The organism is Amycolatopsis sp. NPDC057786 (assembly GCF_042797905.1).
Lineage (GTDB): Bacteria > Actinomycetota > Actinomycetes > Mycobacteriales > Pseudonocardiaceae > Amycolatopsis.
In genome coordinates this window covers 141,745-160,477 of record NZ_JBHVKW010000001.1, presented here as the reverse complement: position 1 = coordinate 160,477, position 18,733 = coordinate 141,745, and the positions used below count along the sequence as shown (strand labels likewise).

Sequence of the window (18,733 nt, the reverse complement as noted above, 5' to 3'; positions counted from 1 at the left end):
CCGTGGAAAAGAAGTTCACCAGCGACGAGGTTCCGCTGGCGCAACTGCTCGACCAGGCCAAGGCGGGAGCGCTCCAGCTCCCTGACTTCCAGCGAGGTTGGGTGTGGGACGACAACCACATCTCCAGCTTGCTGGCGTCGGTGTCGCTGTCCTATCCGATCGGCGCCGTCATGACCTTGCAGACCGGCAACCCTGACGTCCGGTTCCGGCCGCGGCCCCTCGAGGGGGTTGAGCTGGCCGCGCCGGTCGAGCCGGAGTTCTTGCTCCTGGACGGCCAGCAGCGCATGACGTCGCTGTACCTCGCGCTCCGCTCAGGCGCTCCGGTGCAGACCAAGGACGCGCGTAACAATGTGTCACGCAGCTACTTCGCGGATATCAAGGCCTGCATCGACCCGGCGAAGGACCGAGATGAGGCTATTGTCAGCGTGCCGGAAGACGGTGTTATCCGAACATTCCGAGGCGAGACAATCTTGGACGTGTCGACTTCGGAGGCGCAAATCGCCGCCGAAATGTTCCCGCTCGGCAGCATCATGGACTACGCCGCGACCATGGAGTGGCAGCTCGCCTACCTCGGCAAAGGTCCTGGCCTGCCTGAAGAACGCCTGAAGACTTGGACTGCTTTCAACGGGGCCGTGATCAATGCGTTCGTGCACTACCAGGTGCCGACCATCGCGTTGATCCGTTCCACGCCGAAGGAAGCGGTCTGCCAGGTCTTTGAGAAGGTCAACACCGGTGGTGTGTCGCTGACCGTGTTCGAGCTGCTGACCGCGACTTACGCGGCCGACGACTTCAACGTGCGTGCCGATTGGGACGCACGCAAGAATGAGCTGTCCGCTCATCGGTTGCTCAGCGGTTTCGAGGCGACGGACTTCTTGCAGATTCTGACACTGCTCTCGACGTTCGATCGGCGGAAGACGCACCTTGCTGACGGCCTTGGGGATGACAAGGCACCCGCAGTGTCGTGCAAACGTCGGGACATGCTTCGTCTTGAGCTTGCCGACTACCGGAAGTGGGCTGACGACGCCACAAAGGCGCTTCAACGCGTTGTGCGGTTTCTGCATGGCGAGCACGTCTATCGAGCGAACGACCTCCCTTATGCGACCCAGCTCGTCCCACTGACTGCGATTTTGGTTGTGCTCGGAGACACTGCCGAAGGTCTTGGCGTCCGTCAGAAACTGCAACAGTGGTACTGGTGCGGTGTATTCGGCGAGATGTATGGAGGGTCAACCGAGACCAGGTTCGCCAACGACCTGCCGGACGTTGTCGCGTGGGTCACCGATGGCGGGCCTGAGCCGAGGACCGTTCGCGAGGCCCAGTTCCAAGCCGAACGGCTCCTGACTTTGCGCACTCGCAACAGTGCTGCTTACAAGGGCATTTATGCGATGCTGATGAAACGAGGTGGCCGTGACTTCCGCACAGGGGAGACGATCGACGTTCAGGCCTACCTTGATGATGCGATCGATGTGCACCACATCTTCCCCCAGCGCTGGTGCTCGGCGAACGGCATCGCGGATGCCATCGCGAACAGCATCGTGAACAAGACCGCGATCGATGCCCGGACCAACCACCGGATCGGAAGCAACGCACCCAGCAAGTATCTGGCCCGGATCCAGAGTGGCGACAAGGTCAGCGCCACGGACCTCGACGCGATTATCCGTTCACACGACATCGACACCGTCGCGTTGCGCGGCGACGACTTTCCGGCGTTCTTCAACTCTCGGTTCGAACGGTTGCTCAAGCAGATCGAGGAAGCGATGGGTAAGCCGGTGAACCGGTCGGCGGACCGTGCAGAAAGCCCGTTTGTGGACACGCATACCAACCCGGACCGGGTTCGTGAGGACATTCGGAAGGTGATCGCCGCAGGGGAAAGCAAGGTCGTCGAATTCAAGTCCACCGGGCGGAAGAACATGCGTACCGGCGTAAAAGACGACGCCATGGAGTGGGGCGTTGTCAAGTCGATCGCCGGCTTCATGAACGCCTATGGCGGAACGCTCCTCGTCGGTGTGGCCGACGATGGCTCGATCGTCGGTATCGAAGAGGACTTCACTGTTCTTGGGAAGAAGAACCCTGACGGGTGGGAGCTCTGGCTCACCGAACTCATCGGCGCACGGATGGGTAAGGTGGCGGCCGCCGGTCTTGATCTTCGGATGGGCGAACTCGGTGGCCGTACCGTCGCGCGGATCGATGTTCCGCCAGGCGCCAAGCCGCAGTTCGCCACACAGGCGAAGGGGGACAAGAAGCCCGTCTTCCTCGTCCGGATCAACAACTCGACGCAGGAGCTCTTCGGAGATGACCTGGTGAATTACCAACGGTCTCGCTGGACCGACTGACCGATCTCATTCCGTTTCGTCGTCAGCCCAGCCCAGGGCGGCCCCGTAGCTGGTCCGCACCAGGTCGAGGCAGCTCTGGGCTGTTGGCAGCGTTCCGGTCTGGTGACCAAGCTGGACTGCCCAATCGAATGCGGGAAGGCTAGTGAACCCGTAGCGTGCGACTCGCCAGCCGGTCACCTGGTGAACAAGGTCCGCTGCCGCTGAGGTGAGGGCCCCGATACGGGCCAAAGCCGCCAGATCGTAGAGGTCCCGAGTAGCCGAGCGATCAAGCCAGGCCACGGTCTTCATCGCGGCGAACGATGTCAGTGTCGGCACGGGCAGCGACGCGGGGGCAACGTCGGTGTAGCGCATCTGCAGCGCTTTGACTTCTGCCGGCCATTGTGCAAGTTCTCGATGTTCAGCGGTGCTCAGCAGCTGGATCCGCACCTGGAGGCCGTCGCGGGTAACCAGGCGAGCAGGATCGATCGCCCGTACGTCGGCTGGTGATGGGTCCCAGCGTGCGCCTGGAAACTCCCGGCGCAACAGCCGTGGGAGCTCCTGTAGCGTGTCGGCGACCTTCTTGCGCTCGGAGGTATACAGGTCGATGTCTTCGGACAATCTGCCACCGGTCGACGGGTCGGGGAGCCATGTTCGGGCAAGTGCGGTGCCGCCGAAGAACACGATCGGTTGATCGAGCTGGCTGAGGGCCACCAGCACGTGACTGATCAGGTGATCTCTCTTAACTTGGCTCTCGGCGACGCCGAAAGCGTCCGCTGTGGCGATGAGTTCAGCAGGGTCAAGCATCTGATTTTCTCCCTGTCAACGCGGTGATCGTGGCGAGCGCCCTTGGGCGGTGTTGCGTCGTGGCCAGTTCCTCGAGAAGTGGCCAGTCGGCACGCAGCATCAAGGCTTGGATCGCTTCATGTGCGTTCGTCTCGCCAATGCCGCCGAGAGTGGGGCGCGTGGCCAGGTCAAGGGCTGTCTGCTCGAGAGTGGTCACCCAGCCGATGCCGAGTTCGGTCTCTGTTCGCTCGACGTCGAGCTTGCTCACGTCGCGTTTCACGAAGACTATTCGTGCGTTCGCTGTCGGCAATGGCGGACGCTGTTTGGGGATGGCGAGAACCGCGACCGCGAGTCGTCGCGGGACAGCGCCGTGGATGTAGGCGGCGCTGATCCCCATCAGGGCTGCCGACGAGACCCCGTAGTCGACCTGCCCGACGCCCATAGCCACTGCGTTGAGATCGGGGGTCCAGCGTGAATCGCCAAGCCGATTCAACGGCGGGAGCGCGTAGTAGCCGTTGGCGACACGATGAAGGACTCCGGAACGGGCCATGCGCGCGACCTCGGCGCGTGGGTGTGCGTAGAGATCGGCGAGATCTCGTGGCCGGATGACCCGCTCGGAGCGCTGCGCCAGCTCGGTCGGAAGACTTGTCCTAGTCATCAGTACGACCTCCGTAGGGTTAAAGCCTACGTTCATCGTAGTCGATCCCGTGCGTATCCAGCGCGCTCACGCTATGTATTGGGGGAGTCGTCCTCGGATTGTCGCTGATCGTCGCTACGGTAGGTCGCATGACTGAACAGCCGGTACTCGGTGTCCCTTCGGCGAAGGAGATCCGTGACGAGCTGCAGCAGCTGGTGCTGAATGACCTGCTAGGTCCGCTTGACGGGCCGGAGGAAGAGTTAAGCGGCGGCGAGAGCCCGATCGACCGATACCTCCTCGGTAGGCTGGCGCCGAAGGATGTGGCGATCGAGCCCGAGCAGCAGGACGACTTTTCCCGGGTTGACGCCGGCGACGCCGTGGAGCCGGACCCTCAGCCGACGGCGCCGAACGTCGTCAGCCTCACACCCTCCGCGCTGGGCTTCACCGCTCATGTCGACGGGAAGGCGACAAAGCTGCTGGTCACCGCGAAATGGGGGCGGTATGAGCGAGGCACGTCCGAGCGCGAGGAGACAGCGGGCAAGCAGGTATGGCGGCGAGAGCAAATGGAGGGCTCGGTCGTCGTACCGCTGACCCCAGGCCTGATACCCCGCTTGTCGCCGAGTTCGGACCAACCGGATGTGGTCGTTCGCGGCCGAGTTCGGAGGCAAGATGGAAATTGGCTGGTTTCGCTGTTCCTGGACAACGAACAGAGCCAGCCCGAACGACGACGACATGTTCCTTCATGGCTGTTCCAGGTTGAGTTATCCGCTGTCGGCGAGGACGCGCGACCGGTGTTCCTGCCCAGGCACGAACGGCCGAGGAACATCGACTCCGCGGACCAGGCCGAGCGTCGGCGCCTGGCTATGGCCTACCGCTTCCATCCAGAGTTCGCCTTTGGCAGCGGAACAGCGGTCCATGCCGTCGCCGACCCCAGCGACCCCATGCGCGCGACAAAGATCAATACCAGCACCGTGCCCGAGTACGAGGTTCCGCACACTGGTGTGCCGACCGTTGACGATGATCCCGATCTCCCTGAGCTCGGAGATGTCGAACTCGGGATGAAAAGACTGAGTGAGCTCGCCGACCGGTCAGCCGAATCGCTGGTCGCCGTCTTACGTCCGTTGGTCGTTGGTTATCGCGCCTGGATCGACCGCAAAGCGACGGCGATCGGAGACTCGGACCAGTACTTGTGTGACTACCTCGAAGAGGCTCGCGAAAGCTTGGTCGCGGCGGGCCGTGCGGCCGATCGCATCGAAGCCGGCATCGACGTCCTTGCCTCCGATGACTGCGCACGCCGCGCGTTCGGGTTCGCGAACCGTGCGATGTATCTCCAGCGGTTGCACACCCAGGTCGCTGCCAGGCGACGCAAGGACCAAACCGCGGATTTCGATCGGACAGTGTCCCTCGTGGACCAAAATACGACGCAGGAATGGCGGCCTTTCCAGCTTGCCTTCATTCTGCTCAATCTGGCGTCGCTGGCAGATCCCGCGCATCCGGAGCGGTCGACCGAAGACACCGCGGTGGCGGATCTGCTGTGGTTCCCGACAGGCGGCGGCAAGACCGAGGCCTACCTGGGGCTGACCGCGTTCACCCTTGCCATTCGTCGGCTACAGCCGCAGTACGGCACGCTCAACGCGATGGCCGGAGTTGCCGTGCTGATGAGATACACGCTTCGGCTGCTCACCATTCAGCAATTCGAGCGCGCGACGACACTGATCTGCGCTGCCGAAATCCTCCGTCGGGAAGACGAACAAACGTGGGGCGATACTCCGTTCCGGATCGGCATGTGGGTCGGCGCGAGAGTCACGCCGAACAGCACGAAGAAGGCCGAGGACTGGCTGAAGCAACGTCGGAACATCCGCGGTTCGGTGACCCGGGCACAAGGCTCTCCACATCAGCTGTCCAGCTGCCCTTGGTGTGGCAGCCGGATTGAGCCTGGCCGGGACATCGAGGTCAACAACATCTATCGACGCACCCTCGTGACCTGCCCTGGCCTCAGCTGTCCTTTCGGCACACTCGCTGCTGCCAATGACGGACCTGGCCGAGAGGAACGGAGGGGGCTGCCGGTTCTGGTGGTGGACGAGGAGATCTATCGGCACCCGCCGGCGTTGTTGATCGGAACAGTGGACAAGTTCGCCCAGCTGCCCTGGCGGGGCGAGACTACGACCCTGTTCGGGCGAGTCAGTCGAAGGTGTGAACGCCATGGCCTCGTGACCGATGACCTTTGGAACAACGACGGCTGGGACGAAAAGGAGCGGCACGGGCCGCTGCCGGAGGCGCCGGCTTCGCAGATCGTGGGTATTGCGGCGTTGCGCCCACCTGACCTGATCATCCAGGACGAGCTGCACCTGATCTCCGGGCCCCTTGGCTCACTGGTCGGACTCTACGAATGTGCCGTCGATGAGCTTGCGACCTGGGTGAATCCGGACACTCGACGCAAGGTCAGGCCAAAGGTTATCGCCTCGACCGCGACTGTACGACGTGCCGACCGGCAAATAGGGTCGTTGTTCGATCGCAAAACGGAGATCTTCCCGCCGCCGGGACTCACTGTCGATGACAACTTCTTCGCCAGGCAGCGTGATGTGTCCAGCCAACCCGGCCGTCGCTACGTCGGTATTTGCGCTCAAGGAACCCGGATCAAGTCAACCTTGATCCGGGTCTATGTCTCGGTGCTCGGAGCGGCGCAGAAGCTGCATGAGCGGTACGGCCGCAACGAGATCACCGACCCGTACATGACCTTGGTCGGCTACTTCAACAGCCTTCGTGACCTCGGTGGCATGCGGCGGATCGCGGAAGACGACGTGCGCAGCAGGCTGAAGCGTGCGGCTGAGCGTGGGTTGGCCACCAGATACGTATCCGACGACGGGATCCGGGAGCTCACCTCCCGGCTGTCCTCGGATGAAATCCGTCCGCTGCTCGACCGGCTGGAGGTCGAATTCCCTCGAAGCAAGGACAAGGGCGCCCCCTCTCCGATCGACGTCCTGCTCGCCACGAACATGATCGCGGTGGGTGTCGACGTCTCCAGGCTCGGCATGATGGTGGTCTGCGGTCAACCGAAATCGGCGGCCGAATACATCCAGGCCACCAGCCGGGTCGGCCGCAGTTCACCAGGGCTCATTTTCACCGTCTACAACTGGGCCCGGCCTCGCGATCTTTCACACTACGAAAGTTTCGAGCACTTCCATGCGACGGTCTATCGCCATGTCGAAGCGCTATCGGTGACGCCGTTCGCGGACCGTGCGGTGGACCGCGGCTTGACCGGTGTACTGGTTTCGCTGATCAGGGAGTCCGAACTCGCCTACAACGGCAACCGGAGTGCGGAAGACTTCGACAGCACATCCAAACTCGCCGCGTACGTCGCCCGGTATCTCCGTCAGCGGTCTCGGAGCACGACTGATGACGATGCCGAACGCCGGGTGGAAAAGGCGTTGGACGAAAGACTGGCCTACTGGAACCGGGAGCGCCTTACCCCCGGGCGCCGGTTGGCGTACGAACAGCCCAGCCGCTCCGACGACATCGTCGGTCTTTTGCAACCCCCGACAGGTGGGAGCTGGAGGCTCGCCACCTGCCCCAGGTCACTGCGCGATGTCGAGCCAGGTGTTCAACTGTTGTTACAACCTCCTGGTGGTGTGGCCGCGGACACCCCACCACCATTCGCCGCACGGGTACCCGCGGCGGAGACCGAACCGGAAGGCAGCGATTCGTGACCACCGCGGAACCTCAGGCGCACCGAGTCGGGGCGATGCGGCCGAACCAGCTGCTGCACACCTACGGAGCCGGCGCGATGGCGGACCTGCCCAATCTGTCCGTGGTGATGCTGGGTCTCGATTTCTGGAACCTCGAGCGATCTCGCCCCGTGCAAGAAGAGCGCTTGCTGACCGCGGTACGGGCGAAGCTGGGCCGCCAGGTCACCGCCTTGCGGTTGCCGCCGTATTTGCCTGAGACGTCTGACCCCTTCGGGCAGTGGACCAAGGTTGGAGTGCCAGTCGGCCTGTTCCCAGGCTGGCTTCGATGCTCGCGCTGCAATCGGCTGGCTGAAGCCACCAGTGGCCTGTTCGATTTGGAACCAGACCCGGTGCGGCCCGATCATGTTCGATATGCGCATAAGTGCTGGGGCAGTGGGAAGAAACGCCCGGCGGCCCTGCCGGCTCGCTTCGTGCTGGCATGCGAAAACGGTCACCTCGACGACTTTCCCTGGCACTTCTATTCACACCGGGGTGTCCAGCCCGATTCCGGGCATTCCCTCAGGATGACTGAATCCGGCAGTACCGGTGAGGCCGCCAACGTGTTCGTTACCTGCGAGTGTAACGCTCGCAGGTCGATGTCCGAGGCATTTGGTGAGGCGGCTGAATTCAGTCTGCCGGGTTGTCGAGGCCGTCACCCTCATCTTCCGGGCAAATTCGACGAGTGTGGGCAGCCCGTTCGCGCCCTCGTGCTCGGTGCTACCAACAGCTGGTTCCCGACTCAGCTGAGGGCCTTCACCGTACCCAGGGACCGTGACCCGCTCATGCACGTGGTCGCGGAGTTCTGGAAGGAACTGGAGATTCTCGCCAAATTGCCTGAGGAGGTGGCCAAGCAGATCATTCCGAATCAGAACTGCTGGCCTGACCTCGAACGCTACGGCATTGACAAGGTATGGCGCGCAGTCGTCGAGCGTGCCCGGCATAGGCCGCGCAATGAGCGACGTGGAGACAACGTCGACCTTTACCAACCGGAGTGGGACGCCTTCACCAGTGACCGGTCGGCGAATCAGCCCGATTTCACCACAGTGCGAGAGCCGGTCCCGGAGAACACCGGCTCGTGGTTGAACAGGTTGGTCTTGGTACCGCGGCTGCGGGAGGTGGCCGCACTCTACGGATTCACCCGGATCGACGCGCCGGAATGGGAGGTGCAAGACACTCCGGACCAGCGACGAGCGCCACTGTCGCTGTCAGAGCCAACGTGGGTTCCCTGTGCGGAAACCAGGGGTGAGGGGTTCTTTCTGCGGTTCGATGAGGAGCGTGTCGCCCGCTGGGAAGCCCGGCCAGAGGTGCGTCAGCGTGAGGGGAACGTGCTGCTGCCCGCACACCGGTTGTGGTGTCGTCAGCGAGACGTCGACGCCGCGGGCTGGCCAGGGATGCGGTATGTCCTCCTGCACACGTTCGCGCACACGCTCATCCGGGAGCTCGCCCTGGACTCGGGGTACAGCGCGGCAGGAATCGGCGAGCGGATTTACGCGCGTTCAGCCGCGGAGAATGGGCAGACACCTATGGCTGGGATCTTGCTGTATACGGCGGCGCCGGACAGCGAAGGAACGCTGGGCGGACTCGTGTCGTTGGGTAAGACCGAAAGGCTTGGACAGCTTGTCGATCAGGCGCTCGAGGCGGCTGAACTCTGCAGTTCCGATCCGCTCTGTTCGGAGCACGACCCGCGGGTGCACGGAAGGCTCTACGGCGCCGCCTGCCATGCGTGTTTGTTCGCTGCGGAAACGTCATGTGAGCGAGGAAACCAGTACCTGGACCGAGCGTTGTTGGTCGATACCCTCGGCACCGCAGGGTGTGGCTTCTTCACCGATTAGTCGGCAAGGACCTCGAACTGGTCGATTCGACTGATCTCGTACTGGCGCCCAGTGTGCCGGAGCGCGCCGGTGACCCGGACGTTTCGTCCGTCGCCATGGGTAGCTACAGCCAAGGAGTATTGCTGTGGATTCAGTCGCATGACGATCCGGTCTTCTTCCCGGCGCTGGTCTTTGCCCTGGATTGTGCCGGCCAATTGAACCTTGCCGAGTTTGTCTGTCGGACGAGGGCGTTCCAGATGAGTGATGCGTCCGATCACCACGACTGCTTCGGTAACCGGCAGCATCCGTAGGTGTTTCGCCGCGCGTTTGAGGGTCGAGATTGCGCGAGAGTCGAAGCGGACGAGCGGGGTATCCGCTTCGGTCGGTGAGGCCGCGGCCCAGGAAAAGGAAAGCTCGAACATGCTCTGCCGCTGCCCTCCGATGGCCACCAGGGCGTCACAGAGATTGGCCGAGACCCCGTCACCGATCCGTTCTTCGAACTCGATGAAGTTGTCCCCGTACGTTTCCGCCGCCGCGTCTCGGGCGGCGGATGCCGCTTGGTGGAGTAAAAGGAGCACGTCACGCGCGGACACGGCAGGTTTTAGGCTCGCGTCGGCGAGCGGACTTTCCACTCGTAGCACGTAGCTGCCGACACTGGTTTGTCCTAGGCGGAGCTGATCGATGACTGCCTTTGCCGCCAGCGGCTTCTGGCTGGGCAGAACACTGGGACGGTCTGGAGACGCGGCTGCCGTTGCGGCGGCCAAGAGGATGTCATGAACCCCTCTGACCGCGCGCAAGCCCTCGCTCAGCGGAATCGTCCCGCTCGGTGTATCAGGGACGGTCCTGATTTCGTAGACGTCAACCCGAGTGGAGCGGAGATCTCTGAGAATTTCATGTTCCGGCCGCTCCTCGACAAAAGCCAGCGTCCTGACGATGTCGGCGACGCGCTCGGCGTAGTCCCGTAACTCCGAGGTGGCAGGCACGAGGAGCTCGACTTCGGATTCCTCGACGATGGTCGTCCAAACGATCGCGCGGCTGTACGTGCCTGATTCACGCCAGCCTGTTGAGCGCAGGTAAGTGACGATGGCGGAGAGGCCAACAGTACGGCGTTCATCGTTGGGGCTCTCGTAGGACATCAGGCACCCACCGGCAGCGTCGCGGCCGACTTCATCACCGCGTGGAGGGAGTCGACCGTGAGGAGATTCCGAACAGGGACGTCCACTCGCACCTTGCTGTCCGGTTTGAGATTCGATGTCGGATGGTCGCGCAGCGACATCCAATAGGCGGCATGTCTGAGTTCGGTGCTGGAGGGGGCGTGATCCACGTAGTCGTGCCAGTCATCGGGGACTATCACCAGTACCAGGAACCGGGGGACCATGAAGTCGGTGCCGGCGAGTTCGTTGTAGTGACGGGTCCGAAGTTCGTACTTCCAGTAGCCCTGTTGCTCGACAGCGATGCGTTTCGACCAGCTCTTGACCTGCACCTCGATGTTCGGGTGGCGGAGCTGACCGAGTTTGCCCTTGTGGCCGATCGTCAGATCGAAACCTCGACTGTCGATGTCTTCTCTCGCGACGGTCAGCCCGGCTGCCGACGCGAGGACATGAACGAACGACTGGCCGAAGGCCCCTTGATGTTCTGGTTTGCTCAGCACCAGTCCCATGCCCACCGTCTCGACTTCGAATTGGGGCCAAGGGTAGTCGATCTTTCGTCATTGTGGACGACAGAATATTGCCAGAGTTGGTTGCCGATCAGCCTGTCGAAGTTCCCGTGCCCGACCGATCGCGCCCACGGGGTGAAGTTCGGCGCGAGGGCGTCTCAGGACCGTTGACGTGGATCGACTTGCTCTCCTTGGCTGGAGTTGGTCTCACGCCAGTTCGATCATGCGCGGAGATGGCCTTATCACTTGAGGAGATCTTGATGCGGTTCGAACGCAAGGGCCGCGTGGGTCTTCGACCGAGCGGCCATGGTCTCCTGAGCACCTCTGTCTGCGCTTCGTGGGAGCGAGACCAGGGTGGGAGAAAGGGCGCGCAGTTCCACGTTCATGACGTCCGCTGTAGACGTCCTGAAGGTCAAGCGGCAGACACCGGTGAGATAGCCGCAGTCGGAGACCTAGCCGCATCTGTGCCTTCGTGCGGCCAGCACTTGGGCAAGTCTGCCGCAGTCGGACCGGCTCTCCGTCATGAGGCCAATCGGGATGGTGGTCCGGATGAGGTAGCCGGCTCGCCGTCTGGCCTATCCAGCAGCCGGCGAGGGCGGGTGCGGGAGCCTTCGCGATCGACGCCACGGTGCGGACGGAGCCGTGCAGGTTCCGCTGGGCCGACCCCTTGTGTTTGGCTGTCTGTTGAATGGCCGGGCTCTGCTGCCTTGCCCTCCGGACCGCAGCGAGGGAGCGTCGGTTCGCATGGACGACGATGCTCGGGCCGCCTCGCTGGATCGTTCGGATCAGCACTGTCATCTTCGTCACCGTTTCCCCTGGACAGCACGTCAACAGGCCTCAGCTGCTAGCCACTACGCTGGGAGCAACCCCGAACGGTGTCAAAGAGAGCGGAGCCGACGTGTCTGTGTCTTCACCTGCCCCAGGTGGTGCCATCGAGGACCTGCGCGCGTCCGTGGGACTCCAGATCGCCGACGAGCAGCTCCTGCGCACCCTCGCGACCGGTCTCGCCGACGTCGAGACCCTGCTCCGCGAGGTCGTCCGCAGTGACGTCAAGGCCGTCGAGGACGCCGCTTCACATCTGGTCGAGGCGGGTGGCAAACGTTTCCGTCCGCTGTTCACGCTGCTGGCCTCGCAGTTCGGGCCGAAGCAGGGCGACCAGGTGGTCACCGCCGCGGCGGCGGTCGAGCTGGTGCACCTCGCGACGCTGTACCACGACGACGTGATGGACGAGGCGACGATGCGCCGCGGCGCGGAGAGCGTCAACGCCCGCTGGGACAACACCATCGCCATCCTGACCGGCGACTTCCTGTTCGCGCACGCTTCGCGGCTGGTCGCCGACCTCGGCACCGACGCGGCCCGGATCATCGCCGAGACCTTCGGCGAGCTGGTCACCGGCCAGATGCGCGAGACGGTCGGCCCGGCCGACGGCGACGACGCGGTCGAGCACTACCTCACGGTCATCGCGCAGAAGACCGGCTCGCTGATCGCCACCTCCGGCCGGTTCGGCGGGATGATGTCCGGCGCGCCCGGCCACTACATCGACGCGCTCCGCCGCTTCGGCGACATCATCGGGACGGCGTTCCAGATCTCCGACGACGTCATCGACATCGCGTCCGCCTCGGACGAGCTCGGCAAGGCGCAGGGCACGGACCTGCGCGAAGGCGTCCGCACCCTTCCGATGCTGTACGCGCTGGCCGACCCGGCCACCGATCCGCGCCTGGTCGAGCTGCTGTCGGGGCCGATCTCCGACGACGAGCTCGTCGCCGAGGCCCTGGACCTGCTGCGCGCCTCGTCCGGACTCGAACGCGCACGCGAAACTCTTTCCGACTACGCTCGTCGGGCGCGTGCCGAACTCGCGGCGCTGCCCGCGTCGCCCGCCCGGGACGCCTGCGAATCGGTCGCCGACTACCTGGTCGCACGAACGCATTGACAAAGGGCAGGTTAGATGTCCATTTTCGGACAGGTTTGGCTGTGGAGTCTGCTGGCGTTCGTCGTCGGCGCGCTGCTCACCTGGCTGGTGCTGGTGCTCCCGGCGCGCAAGCGCATCCGTGAGCTGGAAGGCTCCCTGGCCACCGCGCACGCCGAGACGTCGAGACTGCCGGCCGGGGTGAGCCTCGGCGCGGGTGCCGCGGCCGTCGCCGGTGGGACCGCGTATCTCGCGAAGCCGTCGCACGACGAGCTGGACGAGGAGTTCGCGGCCGTCGAGGAGCCGAAGCCCGCGTACCCCGAGACGCTCACCGAGCAGGAGCCCGCGCAGCAGTGGACCGAGCCTGCCGAGGAGCCAGTCAAGGACGAAGACACTGCCGAGGAGCCGGAGCACTCCGCGACGCAGATCTTCGAGCCCGAAGAAGAGTACGAGGCCGAGTACCGCACCGCGACCCAGCCGGAACCGGAGCCTGAGCCGGACCCGGAGTCTTCGGCCGAGCGGACGCAGTACATCCCGGCGGCCTTGCCGGAGCCGGAACCCGAGCCGGAGCCGCAGCCCGAGAACCCATACGTCGCCGCGGCGACCGATTACCTCCAGCCCGCGTCGAAGTTGGACGTCGAGCCCGACCCGGAGCCGGAACCCGAGCCGCAGCCGTCCTTGCCGGGCGAAGGGCCGTACCGGTCCCGCCTGGAGATGCAGCTGGACCCCGAAGGTGTCGAGACCCAGCCGGAGCCGGTTTCGCTGTTCAGCCCCGCGTCGCGCGTGGAGACCGAGCAGGCCCCCGTCGAGACCAACTGGTTCGAGCGGGAAGAGGAGCTTCACGACTCATCGCCCGCGTACGCGTTCGGTTCCGACGAAGAAGCGAAGGCCGGTCTCCTCGACTCGGAGCCCGAGACGCCCGCCGAAGCCACCCAGGTGCTGCCCAAGCGCACGCCGCGCGGAGCGGTGCGCGGCGGTTTCGAGCCGCCGCAGCCGATCCAGCCGTCGATGCGGGCGATCGAACGTCGTGAGCCGGAACTGTCCGGTGGGCAGAGCGGTTCGCTGTTCGAGCCCGCCGTCCAGCCCGGCGACGCGATGCCCGCCCCGGAGCCCCCGCCCGCGCGGCAGGTCGCTCCGGTGACGGAGTCCGTCCCGCCCGGTCCGTTCGGTCCCGGTTCGGCGATGCCGCGGCCGGGTGGTGGCCGTCCCGCCGACGACTTCGCGGTCAAAGCCAGCGTCACCGCCCTGCGGTACTGCACCGAGGACTCGCCGCAGTTCCCGAAGATGGTCGCGGAGGTCTGGTTCCGGTCCGCCGCCGACGCGGAGCGCGTGGGTTTCCGTCCCCTCACCTGACAAACGCTATGAAAGGTCCTTTCCTTGCAAAATTTGCAAGGAAAGGACCTTTCATAGCGTTCGGGACCGGCTAGCTGACGACGGTCCAGGTGTCCTTGCCACGCAGCAGACCCTGCAGATCGGGCTTCCGGGCGGCCTGGGCCTCCGCGACCTGGGCACGCGCCTGGTCGTCGTAGGTGGGCCGCTCGACCTGCCGCAGGATGCCGGTCGGCACGTGGTTCAGGTTCTGGTCGCCGATCCGCGAGAGCGCGAACGCGTACGAGGTGTCCTCGATCGCCGGATCGTGCACGACGAGGTTCTCCTCGCCGATGTTCGCGACCTTCCCGACCTCGAGACCCGCCCAGCCGCTGCGCGTGACCCCGTATTCGCCCTGCGGCCCGAACTTGATCGGCTCGCCCGCCTTCAGCGGGATGAGCCGGGTCGCGGCCTCGTCCTTGTCCTTGAGGACGTCGAAGGCGCCGTCGTTGAAGATCGGGCAGTTCTGGTAGATCTCCACCAGCGCCGACCCGCGGTGTTTCGCGGCGGCCTCCAGCACCTCGGTCAGCCCCTTGCGGTCCGAGTCGAGCGCGCGGCCCACGAACGACGCCTCGGCGCCGATCGCCAGCGAAAGCGGGTTGAACGGGGTGTCGACCGAGCCCATCGGCGTGGACTTCGTGACCATGCCCGGCCCCGACGTCGGCGAGTACTGGCCCTTGGTGAGGCCGTAGATCCGGTTGTTGAACAGCAGGATCTTGATGTTCACGTTGCGCCGCAACGCGTGGATCAGGTGGTTGCCGCCGATGGACAGCGCGTCGCCGTCACCGGTGACGACCCACACCGACAGATCCGGCCGCGCGGTCGCGAGTCCGGTGGCGATCGACGGCGCCCGGCCGTGGATCGAGTGCATGCCGTAGGTGTTCAGGTAGTACGGGAACCGGGACGAGCACCCGATCCCCGAGATGAACACGATGTTCTCGCGCTTGAGGCCGAGCGTCGGCAGGAACGACTGCACGGCGTTGAGCACGACGTAGTCCCCGCAGCCGGGACACCAGCGGACCTCCTGGTCCGACTTGTAGTCCTTGGCCTTCTGCGGTTCGGTCTCGGTCGGCACAAGGTCCAGGCCGCCGAGGGTGGGGATCCCCAGATCGATCGCGGTCACTTCGTCCCCTCCGTACTGGTGATGATCTCCGTGAAGACGCCTTGCAGCTCCTCGGCTTTGAAGGGCAGCCCGGCGACCTTCGTGTACGACTTCACGTCGACGAGGTACTTGGCCCTCAGGAGCATCGAAAGCTGGCCGAGGTTCATTTCGGGGACGACGACGGTGTCGTACGAACGGAGTACGTCGCCGAGGTTGCCCGGGAACGGGTTGAGATGGCGCAGATGCGCCTGCGCGATCGGCATGCCGTCCTTGCGGACGCGGCGGCACGCGGCGCCGATGGGCCCGTAGGAGGAGCCCCAGCCGAGCGCCAGCACCCGTGCCTTGCCGCCGCTCGGATCGTCGACGACGAGGTCCGGGACGTCGACGCCGTCGATCTTGGCCTGGCGCAGACGGACCATCTTGTCGTGGTTGTCGGGGTCGTAGGAGATGTGGCCGGTCTTGTCGGCCTTCTCCAGCCCGCCGATGCGGTGCTGGAGGCCGGCGGCGCCCGGCACCGCCCACGCGCGGGCGAGGGTCTCGGGGTCACGCACATACGGCCAGAATTCCCCGGAATCGTCCTCGGCATTCGGCTCGGTGGCGAATTCCACGCGCAGATCCGGCAGGTCCTCGACGTCCGGGATCAGCCACGGCTCGGAGCCGTTCGCGATCGCGCCGTCCGACAGCAGGAACACCGGGGTGCGGTACTTCAGCGCGATCCGGGTGGCCTCCATCGCCGCGTCGAAGCAGTCGGCGGGGGACAGCGGCGCGACGATCGGCACCGGGGATTCCCCGTTGCGGCCGAACATCGCCTGCAGCAGGTCGGCCTGTTCGGTCTTGGTCGGCAGGCCGGTCGACGGGCCGCCGCGCTGGACGTCGACGACGACCAGCGGCAGCTCGGTCATCACCGCGAGACCGATGGCCTCGGACTTCAGCGCGACACCGGGCCCGGACGTCGAGGTGACGCCCAGCGCGCCGCCGTAGGAGGCGCCGAGCGCGGCGCCGATACCGGCGATCTCGTCCTCGGCCTGGAAGGTGAGGATGCCGTAGTTCTTGTGCTTGGACAGCTCGTGGAGGATGTCCGACGCCGGGGTGATCGGGTACGTGCCGAGCAGGATCTGCAGACCGGACTGCTGCCCCGCGGCGACCAGCCCGTACGCCAGCGCGGTGTTCCCGGTGATCTGGCGGTACGTGCCCTGGTTCAGCTTCGCGGGCGCGACCTCGTACGTCGTCGCGAACGACTCCGTCGTCTCGCCGTAGTTCCAGCCCGCGCGGAAGGCCAGGATGTTGGCCTCGGCGATGTCGGTCTTCTTCGCGAACTTCTCGCGCAGGAACCGTTCCGTGCCCTCGGTCGGCCGGTGGTACATCCAGGAGAGCAGCCCGAGCGCGAACATGTTCTTCGCGCGTTCGGCGTCCTTTTTGGACAGACCGGTCTCTTCGAGCGCGCCTCTGGTCAACGTCGACATGGCCACCCGGTGGACTTGATAGGCCGAAAGGGTGTCGTCGTCGAGGGGATCGTTCTCGAAGCCGACCTTGACCAGGTTCCGCTTCGTGAACTCGTCGGTATTGAGGATGATCGTCCCGCCGCTCGGGACGTCGGCGAGGTTCGCCTTCAGCGCGGCGGGGTTCATGGCGACCAGGACGTCCGGCCGGTCGCCCGGCGTCAGGATGTCGTAGTCGGCGAAGTGCACCTGGAAGCTCGAGACGCCGGGGATGGTGCCCTGCGGCGCGCGGATCTCCGCGGGGAAGTTCGGCATGGTCGACAGGTCGTTGCCGAAGGCGGCCGCTTCGGAGGTGAACCGGTCGCCCGTCAGCTGCATGCCGTCACCGGAGTCACCGGCGAACCGGATGACCACCCGGTCCAGCTTGGCGACCTCGGTGGGCCTGACGGCCGACAAGGAGCCGTTGCCGTTCGCACTCGTGCTCATAGGTCAGGGATTCCCTCTCTCCCGACGTGCGTCGTCCCCGGCCGTGCCGGGGATCGGCGTGCCTCGCCCGGCTGTCGGCCAGGTCACAGGTGCCATGTCCCGAGGTTAGTCCTCGGCACACTTTCCAGGTTGCCGTAAAAACGGCCTGGACCTACTCCTGGAGTGTCCTGAGCTCGCCGCTGAGCGGGGGTTATCCGGTTTATCTGTTACCGATGGTAACGGTCGGCGATGCGGCTCGATTGTGAGCCGTATCTCCTTCCAGCGTAGTGAAGTCCGGTCGAGGAACGGTCATTGGCCGGTGATCGAAGCCCTGAGCTTCGCCAGCCGTTCGGTGAAAGCGGGTGCGGTGAGTGACGCCAGTTGCGGTTCGATCTCGGCGTCGACGGCGGCCGAATGGTCGGTCAGCGACGAGGTGTGCCGGAGCGTGCGCTTCGTCGCGAGAAGGACGTCGCGCGGGGCGCCGACGGCGGGTTTCGCCAGTTCACGGGCCGCCTCGACCAGATCCCCATCGACGAGCCGGAGCGCCAGCCCACATCCGACGGCGGCTTCGGCGCCGACGATTTCACCGAAGAGCGTCATCGCCGCGGCCTTCTGCGGTCCGACGAGCCGCTGGATCATCCATGTCATCCCGCCGCCGGGATGGATGCCCAGATCGAGAAATCTGGCCACGAATTTGGCCTTCGGTCCCACGATGCGGACGTCCGCGGCGAGCGCGAGGTTCAGCCCGGCGCCCACGGCGGCACCGCCGACCGCGGCGATCGTGGGCAGGGAACACCGCGCAACCGAGAGGAATCCGTCGTAGATGGCGCGGAGCCCGTCCTCGCGGGCGCCGGCGAGCGTGTCCAGGTCCGCGCCGGCGCAGAAGGCGGGCGGCGCGCCGGTGATGACCAAAGCGTGGACACTTTCGTCGGCTTCGGCGCGCGAGACGGCCTCGGCGAGCTGCGCGGAGAGGTCGAGGGTCAGTGCGTTGCGGGTCGCGGGCGCGTCGATGGTGAGCACGGCGACGCCGCCGTCGTGGCTGGAGTGGATCTGATCGGTCACGGGGACGAGGGTGTCACGCTTCGGGTGTCGGCGGGCGCTCCAGCAACCGGGACAGGACGACGGTGGACACCGTGCGGTCGACGATCTCCAGCCCGCGCAGCCGTTCCAGCGCGGTCTCCAGATGATGGATGTCCGACGCGCGCAGATGGACGATCGCGTCGGCCGCGCCCGACACCGTGTACGCCGCGACGACCTCCGGCAACGGCTCCAGCCGGGCGCGGATCCGCGCCGGGGTGATGTTGCCGTTGCAGGTCATCTCGACGAACGCCTCGGTGCCCCAGCCCAGCGCCTCCGGGTCGACGACCGCGGTGAACCCGCGCAGGACCCCGGTTTCGAGGAGTCTGTCGACCCGCCGTTTCACCGCGGGCGCGGACAGGCCGACCACCTTGCCGATGTCGGCGTAGCTGGACCTCGCGTTGGCCATCAGGCATGAAACGATTCGCTGGTCGATGGTGTTCACACGCAATGT

General features: G+C 65.1%; 13 protein-coding genes. 5 read left to right on the top strand and 8 right to left on the bottom strand.

Annotation, left to right across the window (positions count from 1 at the left end; genetic code table 11):
• The first annotated feature begins 2 nt into the window (after positions 1-2).
• Complete coding sequence (locus ACFVM3_RS00805) at positions 3-2,330, top strand: DUF262 domain-containing protein (protein ID WP_378434320.1); 2,328 nt, start codon at positions 3-5, stop codon at positions 2,328-2,330.
• 6 nt (positions 2,331-2,336) lie between these two features.
• Here ACFVM3_RS00805 and ACFVM3_RS00800 read toward each other — a convergent pair whose 3' ends face one another.
• Both ACFVM3_RS00800 and ACFVM3_RS00795 read right to left on the bottom strand, forming a co-directional pair.
• Entirely contained in the window at positions 2,337-3,113 is a 777-nt protein-coding gene (locus ACFVM3_RS00800; RefSeq protein ID WP_378434318.1) for a nucleotidyl transferase AbiEii/AbiGii toxin family protein, read from the bottom strand.
• The gene (locus tag ACFVM3_RS00795) at positions 3,106-3,750 is read right to left on the bottom strand and encodes a type IV toxin-antitoxin system AbiEi family antitoxin (RefSeq protein WP_378434316.1); all 645 of its coding nucleotides are present in this window, start codon (positions 3,748-3,750) and stop codon (positions 3,106-3,108) included. Before ACFVM3_RS00795 ends, ACFVM3_RS00800 begins: the two co-directional genes overlap by 8 nt.
• Positions 3,751-3,878: 128 nt before the next feature.
• On the opposite strand from ACFVM3_RS00795, the gene drmA reads away from it, so the two are divergent.
• Positions 3,879-7,436: a DISARM system helicase DrmA gene (drmA, locus tag ACFVM3_RS00790; RefSeq protein ID WP_378434314.1), complete on the top strand. Its 3,558-nt coding sequence runs from the start codon at positions 3,879-3,881 to the stop codon at positions 7,434-7,436.
• A gap of 35 nt (positions 7,437-7,471) precedes the next feature.
• Positions 7,472-9,286, top strand: a complete 1,815-nt coding sequence (gene drmB / locus ACFVM3_RS00785) for a DrmB family protein (RefSeq protein ID WP_378434312.1) — start codon at positions 7,472-7,474, stop codon at positions 9,284-9,286.
• Here drmB and ACFVM3_RS00780 read toward each other — a convergent pair.
• Positions 9,283-10,401: a hypothetical protein gene (locus tag ACFVM3_RS00780; protein WP_378434311.1), complete on the bottom strand. Its 1,119-nt coding sequence runs from the start codon at positions 10,399-10,401 to the stop codon at positions 9,283-9,285. The genes drmB and ACFVM3_RS00780 overlap by 4 nt on opposite strands.
• The gene (locus ACFVM3_RS00775) at positions 10,401-10,925 is read right to left on the bottom strand and encodes a DUF4365 domain-containing protein (RefSeq protein ID WP_378434309.1); all 525 of its coding nucleotides are present in this window, start codon (positions 10,923-10,925) and stop codon (positions 10,401-10,403) included. Before ACFVM3_RS00775 ends, ACFVM3_RS00780 begins: the two co-directional genes overlap by 1 nt.
• A 901-nt stretch (positions 10,926-11,826) precedes the next feature.
• On the opposite strand from ACFVM3_RS00775, the gene ACFVM3_RS00770 reads away from it, so the two are divergent.
• Entirely contained in the window at positions 11,827-12,852 is a 1,026-nt protein-coding gene (locus tag ACFVM3_RS00770; protein ID WP_378434588.1) for a polyprenyl synthetase family protein, read from the top strand.
• 15 nt (positions 12,853-12,867) lie between these two features.
• Positions 12,868-14,181: a hypothetical protein gene (locus ACFVM3_RS00765; RefSeq protein WP_378434307.1), complete on the top strand. Its 1,314-nt coding sequence runs from the start codon at positions 12,868-12,870 to the stop codon at positions 14,179-14,181.
• 70 nt (positions 14,182-14,251) lie between these two features.
• On the opposite strand, the gene ACFVM3_RS00760 is transcribed toward ACFVM3_RS00765, so the two are convergent.
• The 4 genes from ACFVM3_RS00760 to ACFVM3_RS00745 form a co-directional block, all read right to left on the bottom strand.
• Positions 14,252-15,319, bottom strand: coding sequence for a 2-oxoacid:ferredoxin oxidoreductase subunit beta (locus ACFVM3_RS00760; protein ID WP_034310725.1), 1,068 nt, complete (start codon positions 15,317-15,319; stop codon positions 14,252-14,254).
• The gene (locus tag ACFVM3_RS00755) at positions 15,316-17,223 is read right to left on the bottom strand and encodes a 2-oxoacid:acceptor oxidoreductase subunit alpha (RefSeq protein WP_378434305.1); all 1,908 of its coding nucleotides are present in this window, start codon (positions 17,221-17,223) and stop codon (positions 15,316-15,318) included. Before ACFVM3_RS00755 ends, ACFVM3_RS00760 begins: the two co-directional genes overlap by 4 nt.
• Before the next feature lie 288 nt (positions 17,224-17,511).
• On the bottom strand, positions 17,512-18,264 hold the full coding sequence (locus ACFVM3_RS00750; protein ID WP_378434303.1) for an enoyl-CoA hydratase: 753 nt from the start codon (positions 18,262-18,264) through the stop codon (positions 17,512-17,514).
• A gap of 13 nt (positions 18,265-18,277) precedes the next feature.
• Positions 18,278-18,724 (bottom strand): Lrp/AsnC family transcriptional regulator, encoded by a 447-nt coding sequence (locus ACFVM3_RS00745; protein ID WP_005151923.1) that lies wholly within the window; start codon positions 18,722-18,724, stop codon positions 18,278-18,280.
• Positions 18,725-18,733 lie beyond the last annotated feature (9 nt).